The following is a 21,664-nucleotide window of genomic DNA, read 5'->3' on the forward strand; positions in this document are numbered from 1 at the left end:
TTTTTATGTGTACGCTAGATCATCTATTCCACACCCACTTTATGCGCTTTGAGTACCCGATTCATGATCCCCTCATGGGAAATCTCATCGTAGTAGCCACGGCCAACTTGAGCCTCATAAAGTGGCATTAGCTCATTAGCTGTCGCATCCCGGACGATTGCATAGATAAAAATCGCTATCCGCTGTTTATGGCGCGATCCGTGCTGCGGGAGTTGATAGAGTCCCTGCCATCAACCAGGAGCCTGTAATGCAAATCTCTCTGCACAAGAATGCACGCACCACACCTGCCGTGCGCGCCGAGATCGCAGCCAGCAGTGAGTCAGCCCGTGTGCTGGACTTTTGGAGTCCTGCGAGGCATACAAGCGTATAGCTGTTTGAGGCAATTTTTCTTGCCATTGCGACAAAACATATGTCGCAAATCAAATATTGCGACACAATTAGCGTCATGAATTACGACAAAGCCCAGTCAGAACTTGACCTATTAGCAAGCATCATTGACCGTCACCCAGCAGGTATCTGCCATGGCAGCGGATGCGAGGGCATTGTTGCAGAAGCAGGTGCTCAAAAGTAGTTCGCGCCTGTCCCGCCCGGTGCGTCCGCTGCTCAGGATGCCCCGGCCCCCGGTCGTGTATCGTGTCAACTGTTCCCCCTACCTCTACTTTTGACTTACTCAGGAATCAAAGAGGGCACTTCAACGCTCTTCAATGCCAGAAAAACCATGCACGAAATCATTTGCCCTCATTGCAAGAAAGCGTTCAAGATCGACGAAGCTGGCTACGCAGATATTCAAAAACAGGTCCGTGACAGTGAGTTCGACAAGCAGCGCGAAGAGCTGGAAAAGCAGTTGCACGAGCGGCTGCAACTGGCGGAGCAAGAGAAGCGCAACGCCGTCGCGCTGGAGCAAGCCAGGATGGCCGGTGAATTGACGAGCAGTGCTGCGAACAAGGATGCCGAAATACAGGATCTAAAAAACCAGTTAGAGGCCGCTGCGTTGGCCAACCGGTTGGCGTTGGCTCAGGCCCTTAGCGGGCTTGAAAAAGAGCGTGATGGGCTGCTCAATCAACTGACCCAGGCGCAGAGCGAGCAGCAAAGTGCCGAACAATTGGCCGCCACACGGCTACAGGCTGAACTGGAGAAAACCGCTGCAGCCAAGGATGCGGAAATCCAGAGACTCAAGGCCCAGCTCGACGGCGAAGCCGTTGCGCGCCAGTTGGCCGTAAACACCGCCGTCAGCGATGCACAAAAACAGCGCGACGAGCTGGCGCAACAGCTGCACCAGACCCTGCTTGAAAAAAAAGCCCAGGCCGATCTGGCGCAGGCCCGACTGGAAAGCGAACTGCAAAAGGCGGCGACCAGCAAAGAGCTGGAATTGCAAACTCTGAAATCTCAGCTGGACGCGACGTCAGTCAGCCACCAATTGGCGATCACCGAGGCCGTGGGCAAGGTGCAGCAAGAGCGTGACACGTTCAAAAACCACCTGGATCGCGCCGCGCTAGAGAAGGAGCTGGCCGAAAAATCGCTCAAGGACAAGTACGAAACCCAGTTGAAGGACCGCGACGAGGCTATTGAGCGCCTGCGCGACATGAAGGCCAAACTCTCGACCAAGATGGTGGGCGAGACGCTGGAGCAGCATTGCGAAATCGAGTTCAACCGCATTCGCGCCAGCGCTTTTCCGCGTGCTTATTTTGAAAAGGACAACGACGCCAGCAGCGGTAGCAAGGGCGACTTCATTTTCCGTGACAGCGACGATGCGCAGACCGAGATTGTCTCCATCATGTTCGAGATGAAAAACGAGAACGACCAGACGGCCACCAAGAAAAAGAACGAAGACTTCTTCAAGGAACTGGACAAGGATCGCACGGAAAAAGGCTGTGAATACGCGGTGTTAGTCACGCTACTGGAACCTGACAACGAGCTCTACAACAGCGGTATCGTCGATGTCTCGCACCGCTACCCCAAGATGTACGTGGTACGACCGCAGTTTTTCATCCCCATGATCACATTGCTGCGCAATGCGGCCATGAACTCGCTGCACTACAAATCCGAGCTGGCCTTGGTGAAAGCACAGAACGTGGACATCACGCGCTTTGAGACCCAACTGGAAGACTTCAAAACCTCTTTTGGCCGCAACTGGCGTCTTGCGTCCGACGGTTTCGAGGAAGCCATCAAGCGCATCGATGAAGCCATCAAGGATCTGGAAAAGACTAAAGACGCGCTCTACAAGTCGGCCAACAATCTGCGCCTAGCCAATGACAAAGCCGAAGATCTCACCGTCAAGAAGCTGACACGTGGCAACCCGACCATGGCCACCAAGTTTGCTGAACTGAAGAACGAAGGCACCGCTGAGTCAAATTGACACGTAGTCGAAGGCCGGTAACAGACCAGTTGCGGCCGCTCGCGCCCAATGTGCTGGAGCAGCAGTTCTCGGTGGAAATGCCCAACCAGGCGTGGGTGACGGACATTACCTACATCCGCACTCACGAAGGCTGGCTGTACCTGTCGGTGGTTATTGACCTGTTCTCGCGTCAGGTGGTGGGTTGGTCCATGGGCAACCGCATCGACACCCAGTTGGCCTTGGACGCCTTGCTGATGGCCGTCTGGCGGCGCAGGCCCAGCAAGACGGTGCTGGTTCATTCCGACCAGGGCTGCCAATTCACTAGCCGAGAGTGGCAGGACTTCCTCAAGAGCCACAAACTGCAGCCCAGCATGAGCCGACGGGGCAACTGCCATGACAACGCTGTCGCAGAGAGTTTCTTCCAGTTGCTCAAACGTGAGCGCATCCGCCGTAAAACCTATGCCACCCGGCAAGCTGCCCGCAGCGATGTCTTCAACTACATCGAAATGTTCTATAACCCCAAACGTCGTCATTCAAGTGCTGACGGCCTGCCGCCTGCCGAGTTTGAGCGGCGTCACTTCCTGAGGCTCCGAGGCGTCTAGGAAACCATGGGCGATTCAAGGTTGGCGGCAGAAGCAGCCGGTGCTCGCGCCTCCTTGGCCGAAATTACCAGGGCGCACCAGGCGCAATCGGTCGAGCTACAGCAAGCTCTTCAGGCAGTTGCACAGCACAAGGCCGAAGCTGGCACCTTGCGTGAACTGGTGGAGCAGTTCAGACCGACGCAGAAATCTTTTCGTAAAAAGCGTGGTGGTGAAGCACCAGAGGTCAAGTGAGCAGGCCTCTGGCGAGTCAAGGGTGACGCGTCGATACAAGAAGGAATAAATGATGATTCTTTAATAACCGAAAGGCTTATGAGTCAAAACTGGCCGTATCCTGGCTTGCCCTCATATAGAGGCGATGAACGAGACCCTCGCATTTGCTCACTACGCAAGACGAGCCAGAAATGTGCTTAGATTCCTCAGGAAAAGTGCGCCAATCGATATTTTCGAGAGCATTTCCACTGACGATCATCGGGCCCTGGCGCGAGTCAGCGATATCGTTGAGGGCAAGCTCTCCTATCCGCGTCAGAACGGACTGGCCGTTGCACTGCGCGAGCTGGGGCGCATTGAGCGCACGCTGTTCATACTGGATTGGCTGCAAAGCGTGGAGCTGCGCCGCCGCGTGCAGGCCGGACTCAACAAAGGCGAGGCGCGCAACGCGCTGGCCAGGGCGGTGTTCTTCAACCGACTGGGCGAAATCCGCGACCGCAGTTTTGAGCAACAACGCTACCGGGCCAGCGGCCTCAATCTGGTAACGGCGGCCATCGTGCTTTGGAACACGGCCTATCTGGAACGGGCAACCAATGCTTTGAACGGGCACGGCAAACCGGTAGACGAGACGCTGTTTCAATACCTGTCACCGCTGGGGTGGGAACACATCAATCTGACCGGCGATTACCTCTGGCGCAGCAGCACCAAGATCGGCGCGGGAAAATTCAGGCCATTGCGACCGCTGTCCCCGACTTAACCGCAGCACCCACGCTGCTGCTGGATCGGCGGGCATGGCACCGATCCGAACGAACAGAACACGCAGCAATCGCCCGGCTTTGGACGCAGCAGCGTATGGCAGGCCGGGCACTCGTAGTAGAACTGGCAAGCGTCCGTGGGCATGGTTTCCTTTTGTGCGTGGCCGCAGTGCGGACAGGTCAGCACGGATTCGAGGATGACAGTGCTCATCGTGGCGTCACTTCTGCACGGTGGACGGATAGCCTGCGTTCGTCGTGGCCTTGGTCAACGCCTCCGGCTGGGCCTTGTCGGCGTCATAGGTGACGATGGCCGTTTTCCTGTCGAAATCGACCTTGACGGCGCTCACTCCGGGCACTTTCTCCAGCGACTTCTTGACTGTGATCGGGCATAGCTCGCAGGTCATGTTCTGCACGGCCAGCGTGACGGTTTTCGGGGTAGCGGCCAGCACGGTGAGCGGTATGGCTGCCAGCAGAGCAATCAGCAGTTTGCGCATGGGAGTCTCCTTTCAGTAGAACAATGGGGCGAACCACGGCACGGCCAACAGGCCAAGCAGCAGCACGGTGACGATCCAGAACGTCAGGCGCTGCCGCTGGCGTGTGCGCAGATCAGCGCACGGCGTGCCGGGCGTGCAGACCTGCGGCACCAGATAGAGCTTGCGGAAGGCCAGTCCGAGAAACAGCAGCGTCATGCCGATGAAAAAGGGCCGGTACGGCTCCATCGCGGTCAGGCTGCCAACCCATGAGCCACCAATGCCAAGCGCCAGCAGGACAAGCGGCCCGACACAGCACACCGACGCGCCGATGGCGGCCAGTACGCTCGCGATCAACGAGCTTTTTTCAGTGAGTCGTGCCATGTCGTTTTCCTTGAACCTGTTTGCCCAACTGTTACTATAAATCCCGTACTTAAGTACGGAGTCAAGGGGAGTGTGATGGAAACAGTACTGACCATCGGCAAGCTGGCTGACGCTGCCGGTGTGAATATCGAGACGATTCGCTACTACCAGAGGCGCGGCCTGCTGGATGAGCCGCCCAAGCCACTCGGTGGGCATCGGCGCTATGCGCCTGAGCAGGCCAAGCGTGTGCGATTCATCAAGCGGGCACAGGCGCTCGGCTTCACGCTCGATGAGGTGGCCGCACTGCTGACCTTGGATGTGGCGCGCGCCTGCGGCGAGACTCAGGCGCTGGCCGGACGCAAGCTGGGTCTGATCGAGCAGAAGATTGCTGACCTCGCGGCCATGCAGCGGGTGCTGGGGGAACTGGTACAGCAGTGCGACGTGAGGGACGGCCATACGACTTGTCCGATCATCGACGTGCTGGCCAAGGATTGAGCGGGCAGTTGAGGACATGCACGGCCGCTGCAAACCGCTTACCGTGCTTTATTTTCCGAATTCTGAGACGACCCCGAACAGGCGGGGCTGGACATTCAACGGGCGCGGGCGGACATCGCAGCCCCTGCATTGGACGCCGTGGTGCTGCAGGACGTGCGAGACCTGACCGACCTCAAGGTCGAAAAGACCCCGACCTTCTTTGTCAACGGGCGCCCGCTACCCAGCTTTGGCCACAAACAGCTGGCCGACCTTGTGGCGCAAGAGGTCTCCAAAACCAAGAAATGAAAGCGGGACATTCAGTAAGCGCTCCGCAAGCCCACCGTGGACTTGGCGCGCACTGACGAACGCTCAGTGGGAATGCGCATGCTCCTTGGTTTCTGAGCGGATTGGCTTGGCGGCTGGCTCCACCCGTGTACCGCGAAGCAGACGCAGCCCGTTGGCCACCACCAGCAAGCTCGCTCCCATGTCCGCGAAGACCGCCATCCACATGGTGGCCGTGCCAACGACCGCCATCACCAGGAAGACGCTCTTGATGCCCAGTGCCAGGGTGATGTTCTGCCAGAGAATGGCGTGGGTGCGCTTGGATAGACGCACTGTCTCGGCGACGCGCTGCAGGTCATCGTTCATGATGACTACATCGGCCGCTTCCATGGCCGTGTCGGTTCCCGCTGCACCCATGGCAAAGCCAATGTCGGCCTGCGCCAGCGCCGGCGCATCGTTGATGCCGTCGCCGGTCATTCCGGTAGCGCCATAGCGCTCTTGCATTGCCTTGATGGCGTCGAGTTTGGCTTCGGGCAGCAGATCGCCACGGGCGTCATCAATGCCGGCCTGGGCAGCGATGGCCTTTGCGGTGGCCGCGTTGTCACCCGTCAGCATCACCGGCGTCACTCCCAGCGCCTTGAGGTCGACGATGGCCTGTTTCGACGTCTCGCGAATGGTGTCCGCTACCGCAAACAGCGCCAGGACGCGCGATTCGTCCGCCAGGAGGGTGACCGTGCGGCCTTGTTTTTCTTGGATGGCCAGCTCCGCCTCCAACTCCGGACCGCACAGTCCTTGCTCATGGATCAGACGGTGATTGCCCAGCGTCAACCGCACACCATTGACCATGCCTTCGACACCGCGCCCAGGCAAGGCCTTGAAGCTTTCCGCTTCTGGGCCCTTTACGTCCAAGCCCTGGACGATCGCCTTTGAAACCGGGTGATCGGAGCGAGCCGCCAGGCTGGCAGCCATTTGCTGGACTGCTGCCTCCTCACCGGCACCCCACACCTGCCACTTCACCAGCTTGGGTTTGCCTTCGGTGATGGTGCCGGTCTTGTCCAGCGCCACCGCCTTCAGAAGCCGGGCATCTTCCAAATAGGTTCCGCCCTTGATCAGGATCCCGCGGCGCGCTCCTGCAGCCAATCCGCTGACCACCGTGACCGGCGTGGAAATGACCAGAGCGCACGGGCAGGCGATAACCAGCAGAACCAGGGCCTTATAGAGTGCCTCCAGCCAGGTAAGGTCCATCAGGAAAGGAGTGAGCACCGCCACCGCCACGGCAATGGCAAAGACTGCCGGGGTGTAGATGGCTGCGAACCGGTCCACAAAGCGCTGCGTCGGAGCGCGCGTTCCTTGCGCTTGTTCGACGGCTTGGATGATTCTGGCCAAGGTGGTATTGCTCGACAAGGCCGTAACCTCGAACTCCAGTTCACCGGTCTCGTTGATCGTACCGGCGAACACTTGGTCGCCAGGTGCCTTGTCCACGGGGATGCTCTCTCCCGTGACGGGGGCCTGGTTTATGGCCCCGTTGCCTTTGGTCACCTTACCGTCCAGCGGCACACGTTCGCCTGGTTTGATGCGCACGGTCGCGCCAATGGCCACCGAGGCGACCGGCGTGACGGTCCATGCGCCGTCAGGGCCGAGCACCAGCGCTTCTTCCGGCGCCAGTTCCAGCAAACCCTTGATGGCGTTTCGGGCCCGGTCCACAGCCTTGGCTTCGATCAGCTCGGCAATGGCGTACAGGGCCATCACCATGGCGGCCTCTGGCCACTGGCCAATGAGGAATGCGCCAGTGACGGCCACCGACATCAGGGCATTGATGTTGAGCTTGCCGCGCAGCAGCGCTGCAACGCCCTTCTTGTAGGTGTCGATACCTGCCAGCCAGATAGCCAGCGCGGCAATGGCCATGCCTGCCACCTTCCAGGCCATTTGATCGGGTGCGAAGAAGGAGAGCACCTCCGCTCCCGTGGCGAATACAAGCGCGGCAACCAGGCGGGAAATGCCACCGGCAAACCCGTGTTGATGGTCATCGCCTTCGGCATGTCCCGCTGCCTGTCCTTCTTCGGATCGCGCAGCTGCAGCCACGGGCTGCGGATCGAAGCCCGCTTTGCGGATCGCCTCCAGGGCCAAGGGATACGCACTTTCTTGCGCATCGATCTTCAGCGTGCGCGCACCAAGCTGAAATCCCAAAGAGCGGATACCTTCCAGTGGCTCCAGCGCCCGGCGGATTTCCGCCTCCTCGGCGCTGCAGTCCATGGTCGCGATTTTGAAAAGCTTGCCCTGGCTGATTTGGGGGGCTGATGCCGTGGCCACGGGCTGCGGATCGAACCCCGCTTTGCGGATCGCCTCCAGGGCCAAGGGATACGCACTTTCTTGCGCATCGATCTTCAGCGTGCGCGCACCAAGCTGAAATCCCAAAGAGCGGATACCTTCCAGTGGCTCCAGCGCCCGGCGGATTTCCGCCTCCTCGGCGCTGCAGTCCATGGTCGCGATTTTGAAAAGCCTGGCCTGGCCAGAGACGCTGGCGGTGACATTGCCAGGCGTGGCAGGACTTGAACGACCTGCGGAACAGCAGGAGTCAACGCTTGTGGAGGTGCTGGTTTCTGGTTTCATGGCCTAATTGGAAACCCTATAGTGACTTTAAAGTCAAGTGGTAGCACAGAAATGCATCGTGCGGCGTTCTACAGCAAGCTCATTTTTGAAAGCGGAGCAATGAAAATTGGCGAACTGGCCAAGGCCACCGGCACGCAGACAGAAACCATCCGCTACTACGAGCGGGTGCAACTGCTGCCGACAGCAAAGCGCACGGAAAGCAACTACAGGGTGTACGACGGTAGCCACGTCGAGCGTCTGGCCTTCATCCGGCACTGTCGCAGCCTGGACATGACACTCGATGAGATCCGCGTGCTGCTGCATTTCAAAGACGCGCCCGGTGAGAACTGCGGCGCGGTGGACGCGCTGCTGCAGGCACATATCGGGCACGTGGTTGACCGTATTCGAGAACTTCAGGCGCTGGAAGCAGAGTTGCGCAGTTTGCAGCGGCAGTGTTCATCTGGTCATTTGGCCGGGGACTGCGGCATCTTGGGCGGTCTGGTAATTGCCGCGCGTCAACACAACCACATCCCACCAACCCCACCCATCGAGTCGCATCTGCCTGGAGTGCATCGCGAAATCGGTACCGGTACCAAACAGCGCGGCGTCAAGCACTGACTTACCAACCCTACCTTGACGCGCGCCGGCCGCCCGAGGGTGATGCACAGTCCGATTTTTTCGTGCCGCTGCTGTACGACGTGGCGACCAAAGATATCCAATGATGCCCCTCCCTGCTTGACAGCAACCCTCAGGCGCGGCGCGTGACCCCTTAGTTCCGGGTCAACGGGTTTTGCGCGACATACACGTTGAGCGACTTGCCCGTGAATCCGGCTGGCGCGATCTTTGCCAGGTCCACGGGCCGGCGATCGAGCCCGTTGAACGTCCACGAGAACTCCTTGCCTTCGCTGCGGAACGTGACCGTATCACCGTAGGCAACGTTCAGGTGCCGGGCGGTTGAGACATCCACGACTCGGGCTTTGGCGGCCTGCTGAGCGGGTTGACCGTAGAACGATTGACCGTTGGCAAACGTGTCAGCTGCCATGGCAGACGCAGAGGCCATGCCGAAAATAATGGCCACCTGGATGAGGCGAGTCGAACGCATGTAGAGTTCCTTCTTAATGATGACCGCGCCGCCGATGTCGGCGCAGTGACGCCTTGGGGCGACATGAAGGACTCTAGCGATCCGTAACCAACAGATAGCGATCATCTGGATGACAAATTTGTCATCTGCAGCAGCGCGCAAGGTGCGTGTTTGTGCAGACCCAATGGGCTGAACTTCGCGGGCAGCTGGCTGCCTCATCGTCGGGCTATACGCATGTCTCGGTCACTGTAAAACCTGTGAACTTGACTCTGCACCCGCTACAGGGTTTTCAATAGCATCGGATCACAAGAAGGAAGAGGCGCAGGGAACGCGCGCACCGACTCAAGGCTTTGTCGATCGACGTGGGTGGCCGTGGAGATGACGCACCTGCCCATTGAGCGGCAGGCGCGCGTGATTGGGGCCGCCTGGCTGGACCAGCAGTTGATCGGCGCCGGTAAAGAGCTGAGCTAACTAGGGTTTGGCAGCGCGGCCAAGGAAGTACTACAGAAACGCGCCGACTTCCTGGCCGACTAGGGTCTGACCGAGCGGCGCGGGCAGCGCATCATCCTGACGCGCAATCTTCCGGCGACGCTGCGCAACCGCGAGCTGTCGCATGCCGCGAAGACATTGCCGCTGAAACCGGGCTGGAGCATCGGCCCCTCCCCGATAGGGAGCGCGTAGCGGGCATCTACCGGCGAAGCGTGATGCTCGCCAGCGGGCGCTACGCCATGCTCAATGACGGCCTGGGATTTTGCCTGGTGCCGTGGAAGCCGGTAATCGAGCAGCAGTTGGGAAAGCAGGTTGCCGCGACGGTGCGCGGCAGTGGGGTGGCATGGGAAATTGGGCGGCGGCCTGGGCTTTCCCGAGGTTAGTCAGGCCGACGCCAGAGATCTCAAAGGCTGGGTTCAGCATAATCCGCTGGAACCGCAACTGGGGGCGATCAACCCGGATAGTAGAGACGCTGACGCGCGTCGCGTTCGGCAGGTGACTCGTTCAGCATTTCGTTGATCACTTCCTGACGAGTTTTCCCTGGGCCCACATTAGGCACAGGCATTGGGTAGTTGCTCTCGCCATAAGACAGGAGTCCTTGCTGCATGGCAGCCTTGGTTTCCGCGATAACCTGCTCTCGCGTCTTATCGCTCTTCCAGTGTTCCGGGTGAACGATGATGCCCTTTTCATTGTTGGCAGGATGCTCGTATGCTGCCGAAGCCATCCCCGGTAGACCCAGGGTGACCACTGCGGCCACTGCTGCAATCATGGAAGAAGGGGAGAGACGACGTTGAGTCATGGCTAAGGTCCTTGTAGAAGTCAATAAAACTTGCATCTCCCATGCCTTTGCTAGGCGATGATGAGATGTGTTCATCGTAGAAACCCTGACCCAACAGAACGCGGACAGCACGATGACTTTTCTGTCATCTTTTGCTGTTTTTGACCTTATCGCGGTGACAAGGTCCTACCATGAAGACATGGGAAAATATCCTGCATGGGAGTAAGTGCGATGGAGTCGCTTCGGTCAATTGCAGAAAATCCAACCCGAAAACACGAACGCATCATGGATGCGTAAGTAGGATCACCGGCAACAGAGCCCCTTACAGAGCGCGGATTTTCATCCCGACAATCGTCACCCCGTTTTCTGACCATGCAACCGGCTCACCCTGGTGCATGCGAGCGATCGCGCCAACGATGGCCAAGCCGAGGCCATGGTTGCTTTGCCCATGGCTGCGAGCAGGATCGCCGCGGAAGAATCGATCAAACAGGTGCGGAAGTATTTCTGGATCGATGGTATCTCCGCAGTTAGTGACGCTGAGCAACACGCGGCCTCCATCAGAGGGCTTGAAGGTGACTTGGACGATCGAACCATTTTTTGCGTATCGGGTGGCGTTGCCCAGCAGGTTGGACAGTGCTCGGCGCAACAGCGGCACGTCAAAGGCGCCATGGGCATCGCCCACCACCTTGGCGGTGAGGTCGGCCTCGGCCAGCGCCGCCTCGTGGTAGTCCAACACGTCTGCAGCCATCGATGCAAGGCTCGCAACGGGAACGCGGCGTGCGCCCACGCCCCGATCCGCCTGGGACAGGAACAGCATGTCGTTGACAATGCCGGTCAGGCGATGTAGTTCCTCCAGGTTGGAGGCTAGGACCTCTCGCATGTCCGCCTGTTCAGGGCGCCTTAGCGCCAGCTCATTGTTGGCAATGAGCGTGGCCAGTGGCGTGCACAACTCGTGCGCTACGTCGGCATTGAAGCCCTCCATCTGTGAGTAGGCCTTTTCGATGCGTTCCAGGAGCGCATTGAACTGGTCGATTAGGGGCACGAGTTCAAGGGGTTGTTCTGCGCCGTCGAGCCGGTGGTGCAGGTTGTCCGCCGACAACGCACGCGTCTGGCTGACCAGTCTTCGAACGGGCGCCAGGCCCAGGTTGACCAGGGAGAAGCCACCCAGCGAAACCACGATGGCCCCTCCGATGGCTGCCACCAGCAAGGTAAGTGCAAGCCGGTGCAGCAGCTGGTTGTCCGTTTGGATGTCCAACGATAACCGGACGCGCAAAACCTTGGAGGGGGGCTGGCCCGCAGTCTGTGCAACCTCGAACTGCCGTTGACGCCACACCGTCTTCGCATTCTGGTTGCGGGCATGGGCATAGAGGACAAACCCATCGGCCTGCGCTAATTCGAGCGACAGATCTCCGTGTCCCACCAGGAAATCGTCGAGCTTGTGAGCGAGATCTTCCGAATTCTTGTGCTCTTTACTATCCGCCAGTAGATGCCGAATGACGTTTTCCTTTTGCGCCAACGTGTCCTCTTGGCGATCACGAAAGTTGAACTCGGTCACCAGATACACGGCCAGGCAGACCAAGCCCAAGCCTGCAAAGCTTTGCAACGCCAACCACCACGACAGCCTCTGGCGCAGTGAGCGATGTTGGATCAGTGCATTCATTCGTTGCGCTCTTCCATGATGTAACCCATACCCCGAACGGTGTGCAGCAGTGCCTTCTCGAAGGGCGCGTCGATCTTGTTGCGCAAGCGCCGGATGGCGACCTCCACCACGTTGGTGTTGCTGTCGAAATTCATGTCCCACACCTGCTCGGCAATCTCGGTGCGCGACAGTACCTCGCCGTTTCTTCGCAGGAACAGCGTCAGAAGCTGGAACTCCTTGGCGGTCAGCTCCAACTTCTGACCGCTGCGGAACGCCTTGCGCCGCACCAAGTCCACGTCGAGATCGGCAAGGCGCAGTTGCGTGGGCTCTGCCGCATCCCGTGTGCCATGCGTGCGCCTCAGGAGCACCTGGATGCGTGCGTTCAGTTCGGAAAACGCGAAGGGCTTAACCAGATAGTCGTCAGCACCTGTCTGCAGTCCCAGCACCCGGTCCTCGACGCTCACCCTCGCTGTCAACATCAAAACGGGTGTCTGCCTGGATTTGCGAAAAGCGGTGAGGAGGCTGAAACCGTCGATCCCTGGGAGCATCGCGTCCAGCACCAGCAGGTCGTACCCGCCTTCGAGGGCCATGTGTAGCCCATCCACGCCGTTGTGGGCCATGTCTACCACGTAGCCGACCTCTCCTAGTCCCTTGCGCAGGTACTCGGCAAGCTTGACTTCGTCTTCAATGAGCAAAATTTTCATGACGCCATTTTCGAAGCATGCGGGGTATTCAAATATTACGAATTTGTCATCTGGCTGTTGGTGTCTTGTCGCGGTTCGCTTTCTAAAGTTCATCTCGTGTCGCAAGGCATCGCCTAGGCAAATCGCCAAGGGCTTACCTGAACCCAGAGAAAAAACCATGATTGTTCGCAAACCCCTCGCGCTTTCCCTGATCGCCCTTGCCATCGGGGCTCCAGGTTTGGCGTCTGCATCCTCGCTGTACCATCCCGCCGACGGCGAAGTGGGCATGACCACCCATCCCGACCACATGCAGAGCACAATGTCCCGTGGCGATGTGCTTCAGGCTGTCGAAGTAGCGCGCCGGGATGGCACGCTGGCGACCCTTTCACGCGGGGGTGCGTTGCCCGTCAAAGCAACGGGCGCAACGAAGACCCGTGAGCAAGTTCAACAGGAATTTCTCAACATGTCGGCAAGTGAAAAGAAGGCTCTTCAGGACCTGAACGGCGTGCGCACGCTGATTTCTAAACTTAGCGCTCCTCAGCGGCCATCCACGCCCGAGCGCGCCCTTCATGACGCATGCTAGACTTCAAAAATGCGCCGCTTGATCGCCGTTCTTATGCTTGTATTGCTTCCGTTCCAGTTCAGCTGGTCTGCGGTGGCTGCTTATTGCATGCATGAGAGCTCAACCTCGCAGTCGCAGCATTTGGGGCATCACGAACACCAGCATGAAGCCAAAGGCGGGAATGGTCAGGCCGAAAAGTCCAGCCAGGGAGCCGATGCATTTGATGTTGACTGTTCAGTTTGCCATGGCGCGGGTATCGGGGCCTTGAGCTGGTCAGATGCAAAGCCAGCCTTTTCCCATGACAGCCGTGTGGAGTGTTCCCCAGGCCAGCGCCTGCTGGCTGTAACGCCCACGCCCCCTGACCGCCCTCAGTGGTCCGTCCTCGCCTGATCGGCGGGGGCATCTCACTTTTCTTTTTCAGTCTTGTCCGCCATCGCGGCGGAAGCAGTTGCGTGTGTTGCAGCTGAAGTGACTGACGAGTTGCCAGGCAGCTGCACGGTTGCCAGCCCGCCGATTCCCTCGTGTTTTGAAATCACTGGAGAATCGGATGTTCAAGGGTACTTACCTTCAAGAGATGCCGCACGCATGGCGCGGCGGTAGAAAGATCAAGCTCGCGGCAGGCGCCGCAGCTATATGGCTGAGCGCCTCGGGCGGTGCCTTTTCCCAGGGCCTGCCACCAGGGCCAGCCGTTGGCGAACGAGCACCTCAGTCTGCTGCAGCGGCCGCAGCTGAGCCTTTGTCGCTGGCCAAGGCCATCGAACTGGCCCTGGAGGGAAATCCGGAGGTGGCTGCGGCAAAGCGCCAATGGGAGGCAACCGAAGGACAGGTTCTTCAAGGACGCTCGCGCCCCAATCCAGAGCTCGCGTACTCGCTGGAAGACACACGCTCCAAAACACGTACGCAAAGCTGGCAACTCAATCTTCCCGTAGAACTGGGTGGAAAGCGTGCGGCACGCACTAAGGCGGCCGAAAAAACGCGCGAGCAAGCACAAGCCCAACTCGCCGAGCTGCAAGCCACCGTGCGGGCCAATGTCGCTGCCGCTTACTTTGATGTTCTGACTGCGCAGGAACGATTGGTACTGGCCAGAGACAGCGCAGCGCTGGCCAAATCCTCAACGGATACCGTCTCAAAGCGTGTAGCCGCTGGCAAAGTATCCCCTGTGGAAGAGTCCAAGGCCCGGGTTGCAGAAGCCGGCGTTCGCGTCGAACTCGCCCAGGCCGCGAGCGAACAACGCAATGCTCTGTCCCGCCTGTTCGCGCTGTTGGGACGGATCGATGCGCCTTACACCGTGCTGGACGGCAAGGCCGAGAACCTGCCCTCGGTCCCGAGCCTCGCCGATCTCCAGCCCTTGATTTCTTCTGCGCCAGGCGTGGTACTTGCGCGAATCGAGGTGGATCGGCGCAAGGCATTGACCGCCCTGGAGCAAAGCAAGCGCGTGCCCGATGTCACCGTCAGCGTCGGCATGCAGCGCAGTAACGAAACGCAGCGCAACGTCCTTCTTTTCGGGGTCTCTGTGCCTCTTCCCATCTTCGACCGCAACCAAGGCAACCTCCTGGAGGCGCTGAAACTTGAGGACAAGGCCCGCGATGAGCTGCAAGCAGCCTCCGTGCGCCTGCACAGCGAAGTGGCGCAGGGACAAGAGCGCCTTTCCACGATCACCGCAGAGGTTCAGTCACTGCAGCAGGACGTTCTGCCCGGTGCGAAGTCGGCCTATGACGCCGCCACCATTGGTTTCGAGAACGGTAAGTTCAATTTCCTGGAAGTGCTCGATGCCCAACGCACTTACTTCACAGCCAAATCCCAGTACCTTAAAGCCCTTGGCGAAGCACACCGTGCAGCGGCTGATATCGACCGCCTGCTCGGGGCCAGCATGGTTCCCGGCCTGATCGCAACGCAACACTGAGCATGACCATGAACACGAACTCCAGCAAATCCACCATCAGTAAAAAACACCTGATCGCCATTGCAGTAGTCCTCGCAATAGGGGTCGGCGCGGGAACCTTCATCTTGCAAGGTGGCGGCAAGCCCAGAGCCGCAGCCACCGAGGACGATGGCCACGGGCACGGCGGCCATACCGAGGCCAAGGGACACGGCGACGGCGAGCACCATGGCAAGGGTAGCGAAAAGGGCCACGACGATGACAAGGGGCATGCCGATGGTGAACACCATGAAAAGAGCGAAGCCAAGGGACCACATGGCGGTACCGTGTTCAAGGAAGGCGACTTCAGCTTGGAAGCATTGTTGTCTGAAGACGGTGGCGAGCCTCGACTGCGAATCTGGCTGTCCGACAAAGATAAACCGCTGCCCCTGAATGCTGCAACGGTCACGGCAACTGTGACCCGCCCGACAGATGAAAAGCAGAAACTGACGTTTGCCGCTGAAAAAGACAGTCTTGTCAGCCGAGAGATCGTTGCTGAACCCCATTCGTTCGACATCGAGATCATTGCGCAGACTGCCACAGAGCCTTTCATGTTCGTGATGAGCAAGGAAGAAGGAAAGATCGAACTGACCGATGCCCAGATTAAGGCTGCATCCATCAGCCTGGACAATGCGGTCAAAGCCAACATCAAGACGGCGTTGCTCCTTCCCGGGGAGATACGCTTGAACGAAGATCGCACGTCTCACGTTGTTCCCCGGCTTGCGGGAGTCGTGGAAAGCGTCAATGCCAGCTTGGGCCAAGTGGTCAAGAAAGGACAAGTTTTGGCGGTGATCGCGAGCCCGACTGCTTCCGAGCAACGCAGCGAGCTGCAGACGGCCCAAAAGCGCTTAACGCTGGCAAAGACCACCTACGAGCGAGAAAAAAAGCTGTGGGAGCAGAAGGTGTCTGCCGAGCAGGACTACCTGCAGGCCAAGCAGGCCTTGAGCGAAGCAGAGGTCGCAGTAGCCAACGCCAATCAGAAACTGAGCGCGATGGGCCTGTCCGCCTCGTCGGTAGCAGGACTGAACCGTATCGAGTTGCGAGCGCCCTTTGATGGCATTGTCATCGAGAAGCACCTCAGTCTCGGCGAAGCCGTGAAGGAAGATACTGCGGTTTTCACCATCTCGGACCTTTCTCAGGTTTGGGCTGAGATCAACGTTCCGGCGAAGGATCTGCCATCGGTGCGCGTGGGCGAAAAGGTCACGATCAAGGCCACAGCCTTTGACGCCTCGGCCACAGGCACTGTCGCTTTTGTAGGAGCGCTCATTGGCGAGCAAACCCGCACGGCAAAAGCCCGCGTGGTTCTTGACAACCCCAAGGGCGCTTGGCGCCCCGGCCTGTTCGTCAATGTTGAGGTGGTGTCCGAAGAAACGGCAGCGCCTGTAACCATCTCGGCCGACGCCGTCCAAAACGTCGGGGAAAAGCCGGTGGTCTTCCTCAAGGTTGATGGAGGCTTTATCGCTCAACCCGTGAAGCTGGGCCGAAGCGATGGCAAGCGGGTCGAAGTCCTCTCGGGTCTCAAAGCCGGTATGCCCTACGCCTCGACCGGCAGCTTCGTCGTGAAGTCTGAACTCGGCAAGGGATCTGCCGAACACACGCACTGATCGCGGAGCGCATACATGTTTGAAAAACTCATTCGATTCTCGATCGAACAGCGATGGTTGGTGCTTCTAGCGGCCCTGGGCATGGCGGCGCTTGGCGTCTTCAGCTACCAAAAGCTGCCTATCGATGCGGTCCCTGACATCACGAACGTCCAGGTTCAGATCAACACCCAGGCCGCAGGCTACTCGCCTTTGGAGACTGAGCAGCGGGTTACATACCCCATCGAGACGGTCATGGCTGGCCTGCCAAACCTGGAGCAGACCAGGTCGCTTTCGCGGTACGGTCTGTCGCAGGTGACCGTCATTTTTAAAGACGGAACCGACATCTATTTTGCTCGGCAGCTCGTCAACGAGCGTATCCAGGAGGCGCGCGACAAGCTGCCTGCCGGCATCACGCCAGCGCTGGGGCCCATCTCGACCGGGCTGGGCGAAATCTATCTCTGGACTGTCGAAACCAAGGACGGGGCGAAGAAGCCCGACGGCTCGCCCTATACCGCGACAGACCTGCGCGAGATTCAGGACTGGATCATCAAGCCACAGCTGCGAAATGTTCCTGGCGTGACCGAGATCAATTCCATTGGCGGCTTTGCCAAGGAATACCAGATCGCGCCCATCCCTGAACGCCTGGCTTCTCTGGGCGTGACACTGCAGGATGTGGTCACTGCGCTGGACCGCAACAACGGCAATGTGGGCGCGGGCTATATCGAAAAGCGTGGCGAGCAGTATCTGATTCGTGCACCTGGTCAGGTGAAGTCGCTGGAAGACATCGGTAACGTGATCCTCAGCAGCGCCAACGGTGTTCCTGTGCGCGTTCGCGACGTGGCAGAAGTTGGCATTGGCCGGGAACTGCGCACCGGTGCAGCAACCGATAACGGGCGCGAAGTGGTCCTCGGCACGGTGTTCATGCTGATCGGCGAGAACAGCCGGACTGTCTCGCAGGCGGTGGACAAGAAGATGTTGGAAGTCAACAAGAGCCTCCCAGAGGGGGTGCACGCGGTGACTGTCTACGACCGTACCGTGCTTGTTGACAAAGCCATCAGTACGGTGAAGAAGAACCTGCTGGAAGGCGCGGTTCTGGTGATCGTGATCCTGTTCCTCTTTCTGGGCAACATCCGTGCCGCCGTCATCACGGCAATGGTCATCCCCTTGTCGATGCTTTTTACCTTCACGGGTATGGTTCAGTACAAGGTGAGCGCCAACCTGATGAGCCTGGGAGCGTTGGACTTCGGCATCATCATCGACGGAGCGGTGGTGATCGTTGAGAACTGCGTACGGAGACTTGCCCATGCACAAGCGCACCACGGTCGGCCACTGACGCGGGCTGAGCGCTTCCATGAGGTGTTTTTGGCATCCCAGGAGTCAAGGCGTCCATTGCTGTTCGGACAGCTCATCATCATGGTGGTGTACCTGCCCATCTTCGCGCTGACAGGCGTTGAAGGGAAGATGTTCCACCCCATGGCATTCACGGTGGTCGCGGCACTGCTGGGCGCCATGGTTCTGTCGGTGACATTCATCCCCGCAGCGGTGGCCCTGTTCATCGGCAATCGGGTCAGCGAGAAGGAAAACTTCCTGCTGGGCCATGCCAAGCGCTTGTATGGTCCACTGCTCGACCGTGTCATGGCCGCCAAGGCGGTCGTACTGACCGCAGCTGCAGTTGCGGTGATCTTGTGCGGGTTGATCGCCACGCGTATGGGCAGCGAGTTTGTACCCAATCTCAATGAAGGCGACTTTGCGATCCAGGCGCTGCGCATCCCAGGCACCAGCCTTTCCCAGTCAGTCCAAATGCAGCAGCAGATTGAAAGGACCTTGAAAGAGAAATTCCCCGAGATCGAGCGCATCTTCGCCAGAACCGGTACTGCGGAGATTGCCTCGGACCCCATGCCGCCGAACATTTCGGACGGGTACATCATGCTCAAGCCAATGGCCGAATGGCCCGAACCTCGAAAAACCCGCGACGAATTACTCGCGGCGATTCAGGAAGTCATCGGGAAAATCCCGGGCAACAACTATGAGTTCTCCCAGCCCATTCAGCTGCGCTTTAACGAGCTGATCTCCGGGGTGCGCAGTGACGTAGCCGTGAAGATCTTCGGTGACGACATGGATGTCCTGAACAAGTCCGCAGAAGAAGTCTCCGCAATGCTGCAGAAGATTCAGGGCTCCTCTGAGGTGAAGGTTGAGCAGACGACGGGGCTTCCGATGCTCACCGTGAACATCGACCGCCAGAAGGCTGCTCGCTATGGTCTGAACGTTGCCGACATTCAAGACACCGTGGCCACCGCTATCGGTGGACGCGAGGCCGGCACTATGTTCGAGGGCGACCGCAGATTCGACATCCTGGTTCGTCTGCCTGAATCCCTGCGCAACGATCTCGAAGGGATGAAGCGCCTTCCTATCCCGCTGCCGCGTTCTGCCAATGGGACAGAGGCCAAAACGAACTTCATCCCGCTGGGCGAGGTAGCAACATTCGAGCTTGCTCCTGGCCCCAACCAGGTGAGCCGAGAAAACGGCAAGCGCCGCATCGTCGTGAGCACCAACGTGCGCGGGCGCGATGTGGGCTCTTTCGTCGCAGAGGCTGAGCAAGGCCTGGCCCAGATCAAGATTCCTACCGGCTATTGGACGAGCTGGGGCGGAACCTTCGAGAACTTGCAGTCGGCCACGCAGCGCCTGCAGATCGTCGTGCCGGTGTCCCTGCTGCTGGTTTTCGTGCTGCTGTTCGCTATGTTCGGCAACGTCAAGGATGGTCTGCTGGTCTTCACTGGCATCCCATTCGCTTTGACGGGGGGCATCCTGGCGCTTTGGCTTCGCGACATTCCGATGTCTATCTCTGCGGCTGTCGGCTTCATCGCGCTTTCTGGGGTGGCCGTGCTCAATGGTCTGGTGATGATTTCGTACATCCGCAGCTTGAGGGAAGGCGGCGTTGGTCTTGACGAAGCAATCCGTGACGGCGCGCTCACCCGGCTACGGCCGGTTCTGATGACTGCCCTGGTGGCCTCGCTGGGCTTCATTCCCATGGCCATTGCGACAGGCACTGGCGCTGAAGTCCAGCGTCCCCTGGCCACCGTGGTGATCGGCGGAATTCTCTCGTCCACGCTGCTCACGCTTCTCGTGCTGCCGATTCTTTACCGTCTGGCCCACCGGCCCGATGAGGAAGATGAGGACGTGTCCGCTGAGCCCTCGCATCCCCCAGACGTGTCCGCGTCCGCGTAGTTGAAACGGTCCCGCTCGCTGATCGTGGGACCGTCCCTTTTCTCCAACCCCAAAGGAACTGTCATGAAACTCTCCCAACTCATTCTCGCCCTGTCAGTGTCGATCTCGGGCGCAGCCTTCGCTGCGGACAATCACGGTCACGACCTAAAGCCGATGCACGGTGGTGCTGTTGCAGAAGCCAAGGAGGTCGAGTACGAATTCGTTGCTAGCGCCGACAAACTGCAGCTCTATATGCGCGACCACGGGAAGCCCGTTGCTGTGACGGGGATGACCGCCAAGGTCACTCTGTTGGCTGGCAGCGAGAAGCAGGAAGTTCAGCTCCAGGTCGGCGACGGCAAGCTGGAAGCGTCGGGCAGCTTCAAGGTTCCCGCAGGTACCAAAGCCGTCGTCGCCGTCTCGAAGGCCGGCAAGTCGGTTGCCTCCGTTCGCTTCACGCTGAAGTAGTACACGAAGGCCGGCTGGGGGGGATCGCCTTCGCAACGCCTCCAGAAGTGATCCCACTTTCCGCAGTCCGTTCACGTCAAAGCAGCTGACGAGGTCGGACCGCCCATCGGCAACATGCCTGTGCTGGAGGCCAAAAAGGAGCGATCCATGTCAATGCAGGCTGCACAGGTCGCGCTCTTTGCCAAGCTGTTCTGGATTTGGATCGGCTTGTTGATCTCCGTGTTTGTGTTTTGGAGGCTGCGGCGTATCTGGCTCAAACGCCACCCGCCAATGGCGGTGAGAGTCAAGTACAGCCGACGCTTGGCCAAGAGACTGAGGGATCGACAGGCAATGCGTTTGAAACACCGAAAAACACCGAAATCGCGACACCGCCATATGCAATCCAAGGCGGCAGACCGTGGGTGACGGTACCGGAGTCGCTGATGAAGCTTCAGGCAATACGCAACAACCTCCACAGCAAAAGAACAGATCCATGACAAAAATACCTGCATATTCAGGCACCCGCCACCTCTGCGTGATCCTGACCTCTGTGCTGGCAGCTAGCCTGCTGGCGGGTTGTGCTACCTCTACTGGGGCCGATACCTCCGCCGAAGCGCCATACTGCTACAAGACCAGTAAGGGCAGAGTAGTCGCGTGCACTCGGGTGCCCGCCCCCAGCCTGAATGCCGACGCTCAGGCGAAGCGCTTTACTCCCGATCCGAATGCGCTCACCGTCTACGTCGTACGGCGCAACTGGGGAGATGGCGGGCGCTTTGTGAAGATCAGCGCGGATAACGCAATGGCCGCCGAGACTCTCCCCAACACGATGGTGCGCTTCAAGTTGAAGCCAGGAACGCATACGTTCACCTTGGATTTCGAAGGAGAGCGTCAAGTCGCAACCGTGGATGGTAAAGCTGGTGACCTACGATTTCTTCGGATCGATGGAACGGTTTGGGCATGGAAGAGCACGTTTGTATGGGCGACTGACGGCGAGGATGCAATTCGGGAAAGGGCTTACTGAATCGCCCAGGGTTTTGTAGACAGTCAAGAGCCTCCTATTTCCTGTCCAATAGGAGCCAGTATGAGCAGTCAACGTTACCCCGAAGAATTCAAGACCGAGGCGGTCAAACAAATCCTTGACCACGGCCACAGCGTGGCCGATGTCTCCAACCGCCTGGGCGTAAGCACCCACAGCCTGTACAAATG

The 21,664-nt window shown here is 59.0% G+C and carries 24 protein-coding genes and 3 pseudogenes; 19 read left to right on the top strand and 8 right to left on the bottom strand.

Annotated features, from left to right (window positions below; all coding sequences use genetic code 11):
- Window positions 1–409 precede the first annotated feature (409 nt).
- The 5 genes and pseudogenes from J1777_RS00825 to J1777_RS00845 all read left to right on the top strand — a co-directional run.
- Entirely contained in the window at window positions 410–571 is a 162-nt protein-coding gene (locus J1777_RS00825; RefSeq protein ID WP_207573941.1) for a hypothetical protein, read from the top strand.
- A 147-nt stretch (window positions 572–718) separates the two neighbouring features.
- Window positions 719–2,356, top strand: coding sequence for a DUF2130 domain-containing protein (locus J1777_RS00830; RefSeq protein ID WP_242700315.1), 1,638 nt, complete (start codon window positions 719–721; stop codon window positions 2,354–2,356).
- Window positions 2,357–2,364: 8 nt separating this feature from the next.
- A pseudogene (locus J1777_RS00835) lies at window positions 2,365–2,937 on the top strand (IS3 family transposase); the annotation flags it as partial.
- A gap of 54 nt (window positions 2,938–2,991) precedes the next feature.
- Window positions 2,992–3,168: a hypothetical protein gene (locus tag J1777_RS00840; RefSeq protein WP_207573942.1), complete on the top strand. Its 177-nt coding sequence runs from the start codon at window positions 2,992–2,994 to the stop codon at window positions 3,166–3,168.
- Between the two features lie 280 nt (window positions 3,169–3,448).
- Window positions 3,449–3,901, top strand: a pseudogene (locus J1777_RS00845) (Tn3 family transposase); the annotation flags it as partial.
- Here the strand turns inward: J1777_RS00845 and J1777_RS00850 are convergent.
- The 3 genes from J1777_RS00850 to J1777_RS00860 are packed head-to-tail and all read right to left on the bottom strand — an operon-like array spanning window position 3,898 to window position 4,753.
- Window positions 3,898–4,110: a GDCCVxC domain-containing (seleno)protein gene (locus tag J1777_RS00850; protein ID WP_084601576.1), complete on the bottom strand. Its 213-nt coding sequence runs from the start codon at window positions 4,108–4,110 to the stop codon at window positions 3,898–3,900. The pseudogene J1777_RS00845 and the gene J1777_RS00850 overlap by 4 nt on opposite strands.
- Window positions 4,111–4,117: 7 nt before the next feature.
- Window positions 4,118–4,393, bottom strand: coding sequence for a mercury resistance system periplasmic binding protein MerP (gene merP / locus J1777_RS00855; RefSeq protein ID WP_044402350.1), 276 nt, complete (start codon window positions 4,391–4,393; stop codon window positions 4,118–4,120).
- Window positions 4,394–4,405: 12 nt separating this feature from the next.
- Window positions 4,406–4,753: a mercuric transporter MerT family protein gene (locus tag J1777_RS00860; RefSeq protein ID WP_207573943.1), complete on the bottom strand. Its 348-nt coding sequence runs from the start codon at window positions 4,751–4,753 to the stop codon at window positions 4,406–4,408.
- Between the two features lie 75 nt (window positions 4,754–4,828).
- Here J1777_RS00860 and merR point away from each other — a divergent pair, with 75 nt between their 5' ends.
- On the top strand, window positions 4,829–5,227 hold the full coding sequence (gene merR / locus J1777_RS00865) for an Hg(II)-responsive transcriptional regulator (RefSeq protein ID WP_044402355.1): 399 nt from the start codon (window positions 4,829–4,831) through the stop codon (window positions 5,225–5,227).
- A gap of 129 nt (window positions 5,228–5,356) precedes the next feature.
- On the top strand, window positions 5,357–5,512 hold the full coding sequence (locus J1777_RS00870) for a DsbA family protein (RefSeq protein ID WP_233099885.1): 156 nt from the start codon (window positions 5,357–5,359) through the stop codon (window positions 5,510–5,512).
- A gap of 63 nt (window positions 5,513–5,575) precedes the next feature.
- Here J1777_RS00870 and J1777_RS00875 read toward each other — a convergent pair whose 3' ends face one another.
- Window positions 5,576–7,969 (bottom strand): heavy metal translocating P-type ATPase, encoded by a 2,394-nt coding sequence (locus J1777_RS00875; RefSeq protein WP_207573944.1) that lies wholly within the window; start codon window positions 7,967–7,969, stop codon window positions 5,576–5,578.
- On the opposite strand from J1777_RS00875, the gene J1777_RS00880 reads away from it, so the two are divergent.
- Together J1777_RS00880 and cadR are read left to right on the top strand one after the other, a co-directional pair.
- Window positions 7,968–8,105: a hypothetical protein gene (locus J1777_RS00880; protein WP_175502826.1), complete on the top strand. Its 138-nt coding sequence runs from the start codon at window positions 7,968–7,970 to the stop codon at window positions 8,103–8,105. The two genes, J1777_RS00875 and J1777_RS00880, sit on opposite strands and share 2 nt — an antisense overlap.
- 92 nt (window positions 8,106–8,197) lie before the next feature.
- Window positions 8,198–8,695 carry a Cd(II)/Pb(II)-responsive transcriptional regulator gene (gene cadR / locus J1777_RS00885; protein ID WP_114655504.1) on the top strand — a complete coding sequence of 166 codons (498 nt, stop codon included), beginning with the start codon at window positions 8,198–8,200 and terminating at the stop codon, window positions 8,693–8,695.
- Between the two features lie 151 nt (window positions 8,696–8,846).
- Here the strand turns inward: cadR and J1777_RS00890 are convergent, their stop codons facing one another.
- A complete protein-coding gene (locus tag J1777_RS00890) occupies window positions 8,847–9,179 on the bottom strand; it encodes a CzcE family metal-binding protein (RefSeq protein ID WP_161555628.1) in 333 nt (110 codons plus the stop codon).
- Window positions 9,180–9,524: 345 nt separating this feature from the next.
- Between J1777_RS00890 and J1777_RS00895 the strand changes: the two are divergent.
- Window positions 9,525–10,030, top strand: a pseudogene (locus J1777_RS00895) (DUF3363 domain-containing protein); the annotation flags it as partial.
- A 68-nt stretch (window positions 10,031–10,098) separates the two neighbouring features.
- Here the strand turns inward: J1777_RS00895 and J1777_RS00900 are convergent.
- The 3 genes from J1777_RS00900 to J1777_RS00910 form a co-directional block, all read right to left on the bottom strand.
- Window positions 10,099–10,446: a DUF4148 domain-containing protein gene (locus tag J1777_RS00900; protein WP_024815616.1), complete on the bottom strand. Its 348-nt coding sequence runs from the start codon at window positions 10,444–10,446 to the stop codon at window positions 10,099–10,101.
- Between the two features lie 301 nt (window positions 10,447–10,747).
- Entirely contained in the window at window positions 10,748–12,085 is a 1,338-nt protein-coding gene (locus J1777_RS00905; protein WP_035242061.1) for a heavy metal sensor histidine kinase, read from the bottom strand.
- Entirely contained in the window at window positions 12,082–12,768 is a 687-nt protein-coding gene (locus J1777_RS00910) for a heavy metal response regulator transcription factor (RefSeq protein ID WP_024815614.1), read from the bottom strand. The genes J1777_RS00905 and J1777_RS00910 overlap by 4 nt, the downstream gene beginning before the upstream one ends.
- Between J1777_RS00910 and J1777_RS14235 the strand changes: the two genes are divergently transcribed.
- The 9 genes from J1777_RS14235 to J1777_RS00950 all read left to right on the top strand — a co-directional run.
- Window positions 12,752–13,330, top strand: coding sequence for a hypothetical protein (locus J1777_RS14235; protein WP_242700316.1), 579 nt, complete (start codon window positions 12,752–12,754; stop codon window positions 13,328–13,330). The two genes, J1777_RS00910 and J1777_RS14235, sit on opposite strands and share 17 nt — an antisense overlap.
- Window positions 13,331–13,339: 9 nt before the next feature.
- On the top strand, window positions 13,340–13,699 hold the full coding sequence (gene czcI, locus J1777_RS14490; protein ID WP_341352919.1) for a cation efflux protein, CzcI family: 360 nt from the start codon (window positions 13,340–13,342) through the stop codon (window positions 13,697–13,699).
- 157 nt (window positions 13,700–13,856) lie between these two features.
- Complete coding sequence (locus tag J1777_RS00920; protein WP_207573945.1) at window positions 13,857–15,212, top strand: TolC family protein; 1,356 nt, start codon at window positions 13,857–13,859, stop codon at window positions 15,210–15,212.
- Window positions 15,213–15,214: 2 nt separating this feature from the next.
- Entirely contained in the window at window positions 15,215–16,831 is a 1,617-nt protein-coding gene (locus tag J1777_RS00925; RefSeq protein WP_092699762.1) for an efflux RND transporter periplasmic adaptor subunit, read from the top strand.
- Window positions 16,832–16,846: 15 nt separating this feature from the next.
- On the top strand, window positions 16,847–20,035 hold the full coding sequence (locus J1777_RS00930; protein WP_207573946.1) for a CusA/CzcA family heavy metal efflux RND transporter: 3,189 nt from the start codon (window positions 16,847–16,849) through the stop codon (window positions 20,033–20,035).
- Between the two features lie 63 nt (window positions 20,036–20,098).
- Window positions 20,099–20,479, top strand: coding sequence for a hypothetical protein (locus J1777_RS00935; RefSeq protein WP_044402376.1), 381 nt, complete (start codon window positions 20,099–20,101; stop codon window positions 20,477–20,479).
- Window positions 20,480–20,626: 147 nt separating this feature from the next.
- On the top strand, window positions 20,627–20,884 hold the full coding sequence (locus J1777_RS00940) for a hypothetical protein (protein ID WP_092699802.1): 258 nt from the start codon (window positions 20,627–20,629) through the stop codon (window positions 20,882–20,884).
- Complete coding sequence (locus tag J1777_RS00945) at window positions 20,877–21,479, top strand: hypothetical protein (RefSeq protein WP_341352920.1); 603 nt, start codon at window positions 20,877–20,879, stop codon at window positions 21,477–21,479. Before J1777_RS00940 ends, J1777_RS00945 begins: the two co-directional genes overlap by 8 nt.
- A 60-nt stretch (window positions 21,480–21,539) precedes the next feature.
- On the top strand, window positions 21,540–21,664 hold a 125-nt coding region (locus J1777_RS00950; RefSeq protein ID WP_207573963.1), incomplete at its 3' end, for a transposase.

Source organism: Comamonas denitrificans (genome assembly GCF_017368815.1).
Taxonomy (GTDB): domain Bacteria; phylum Pseudomonadota; class Gammaproteobacteria; order Burkholderiales; family Burkholderiaceae_C; genus Comamonas; species Comamonas denitrificans.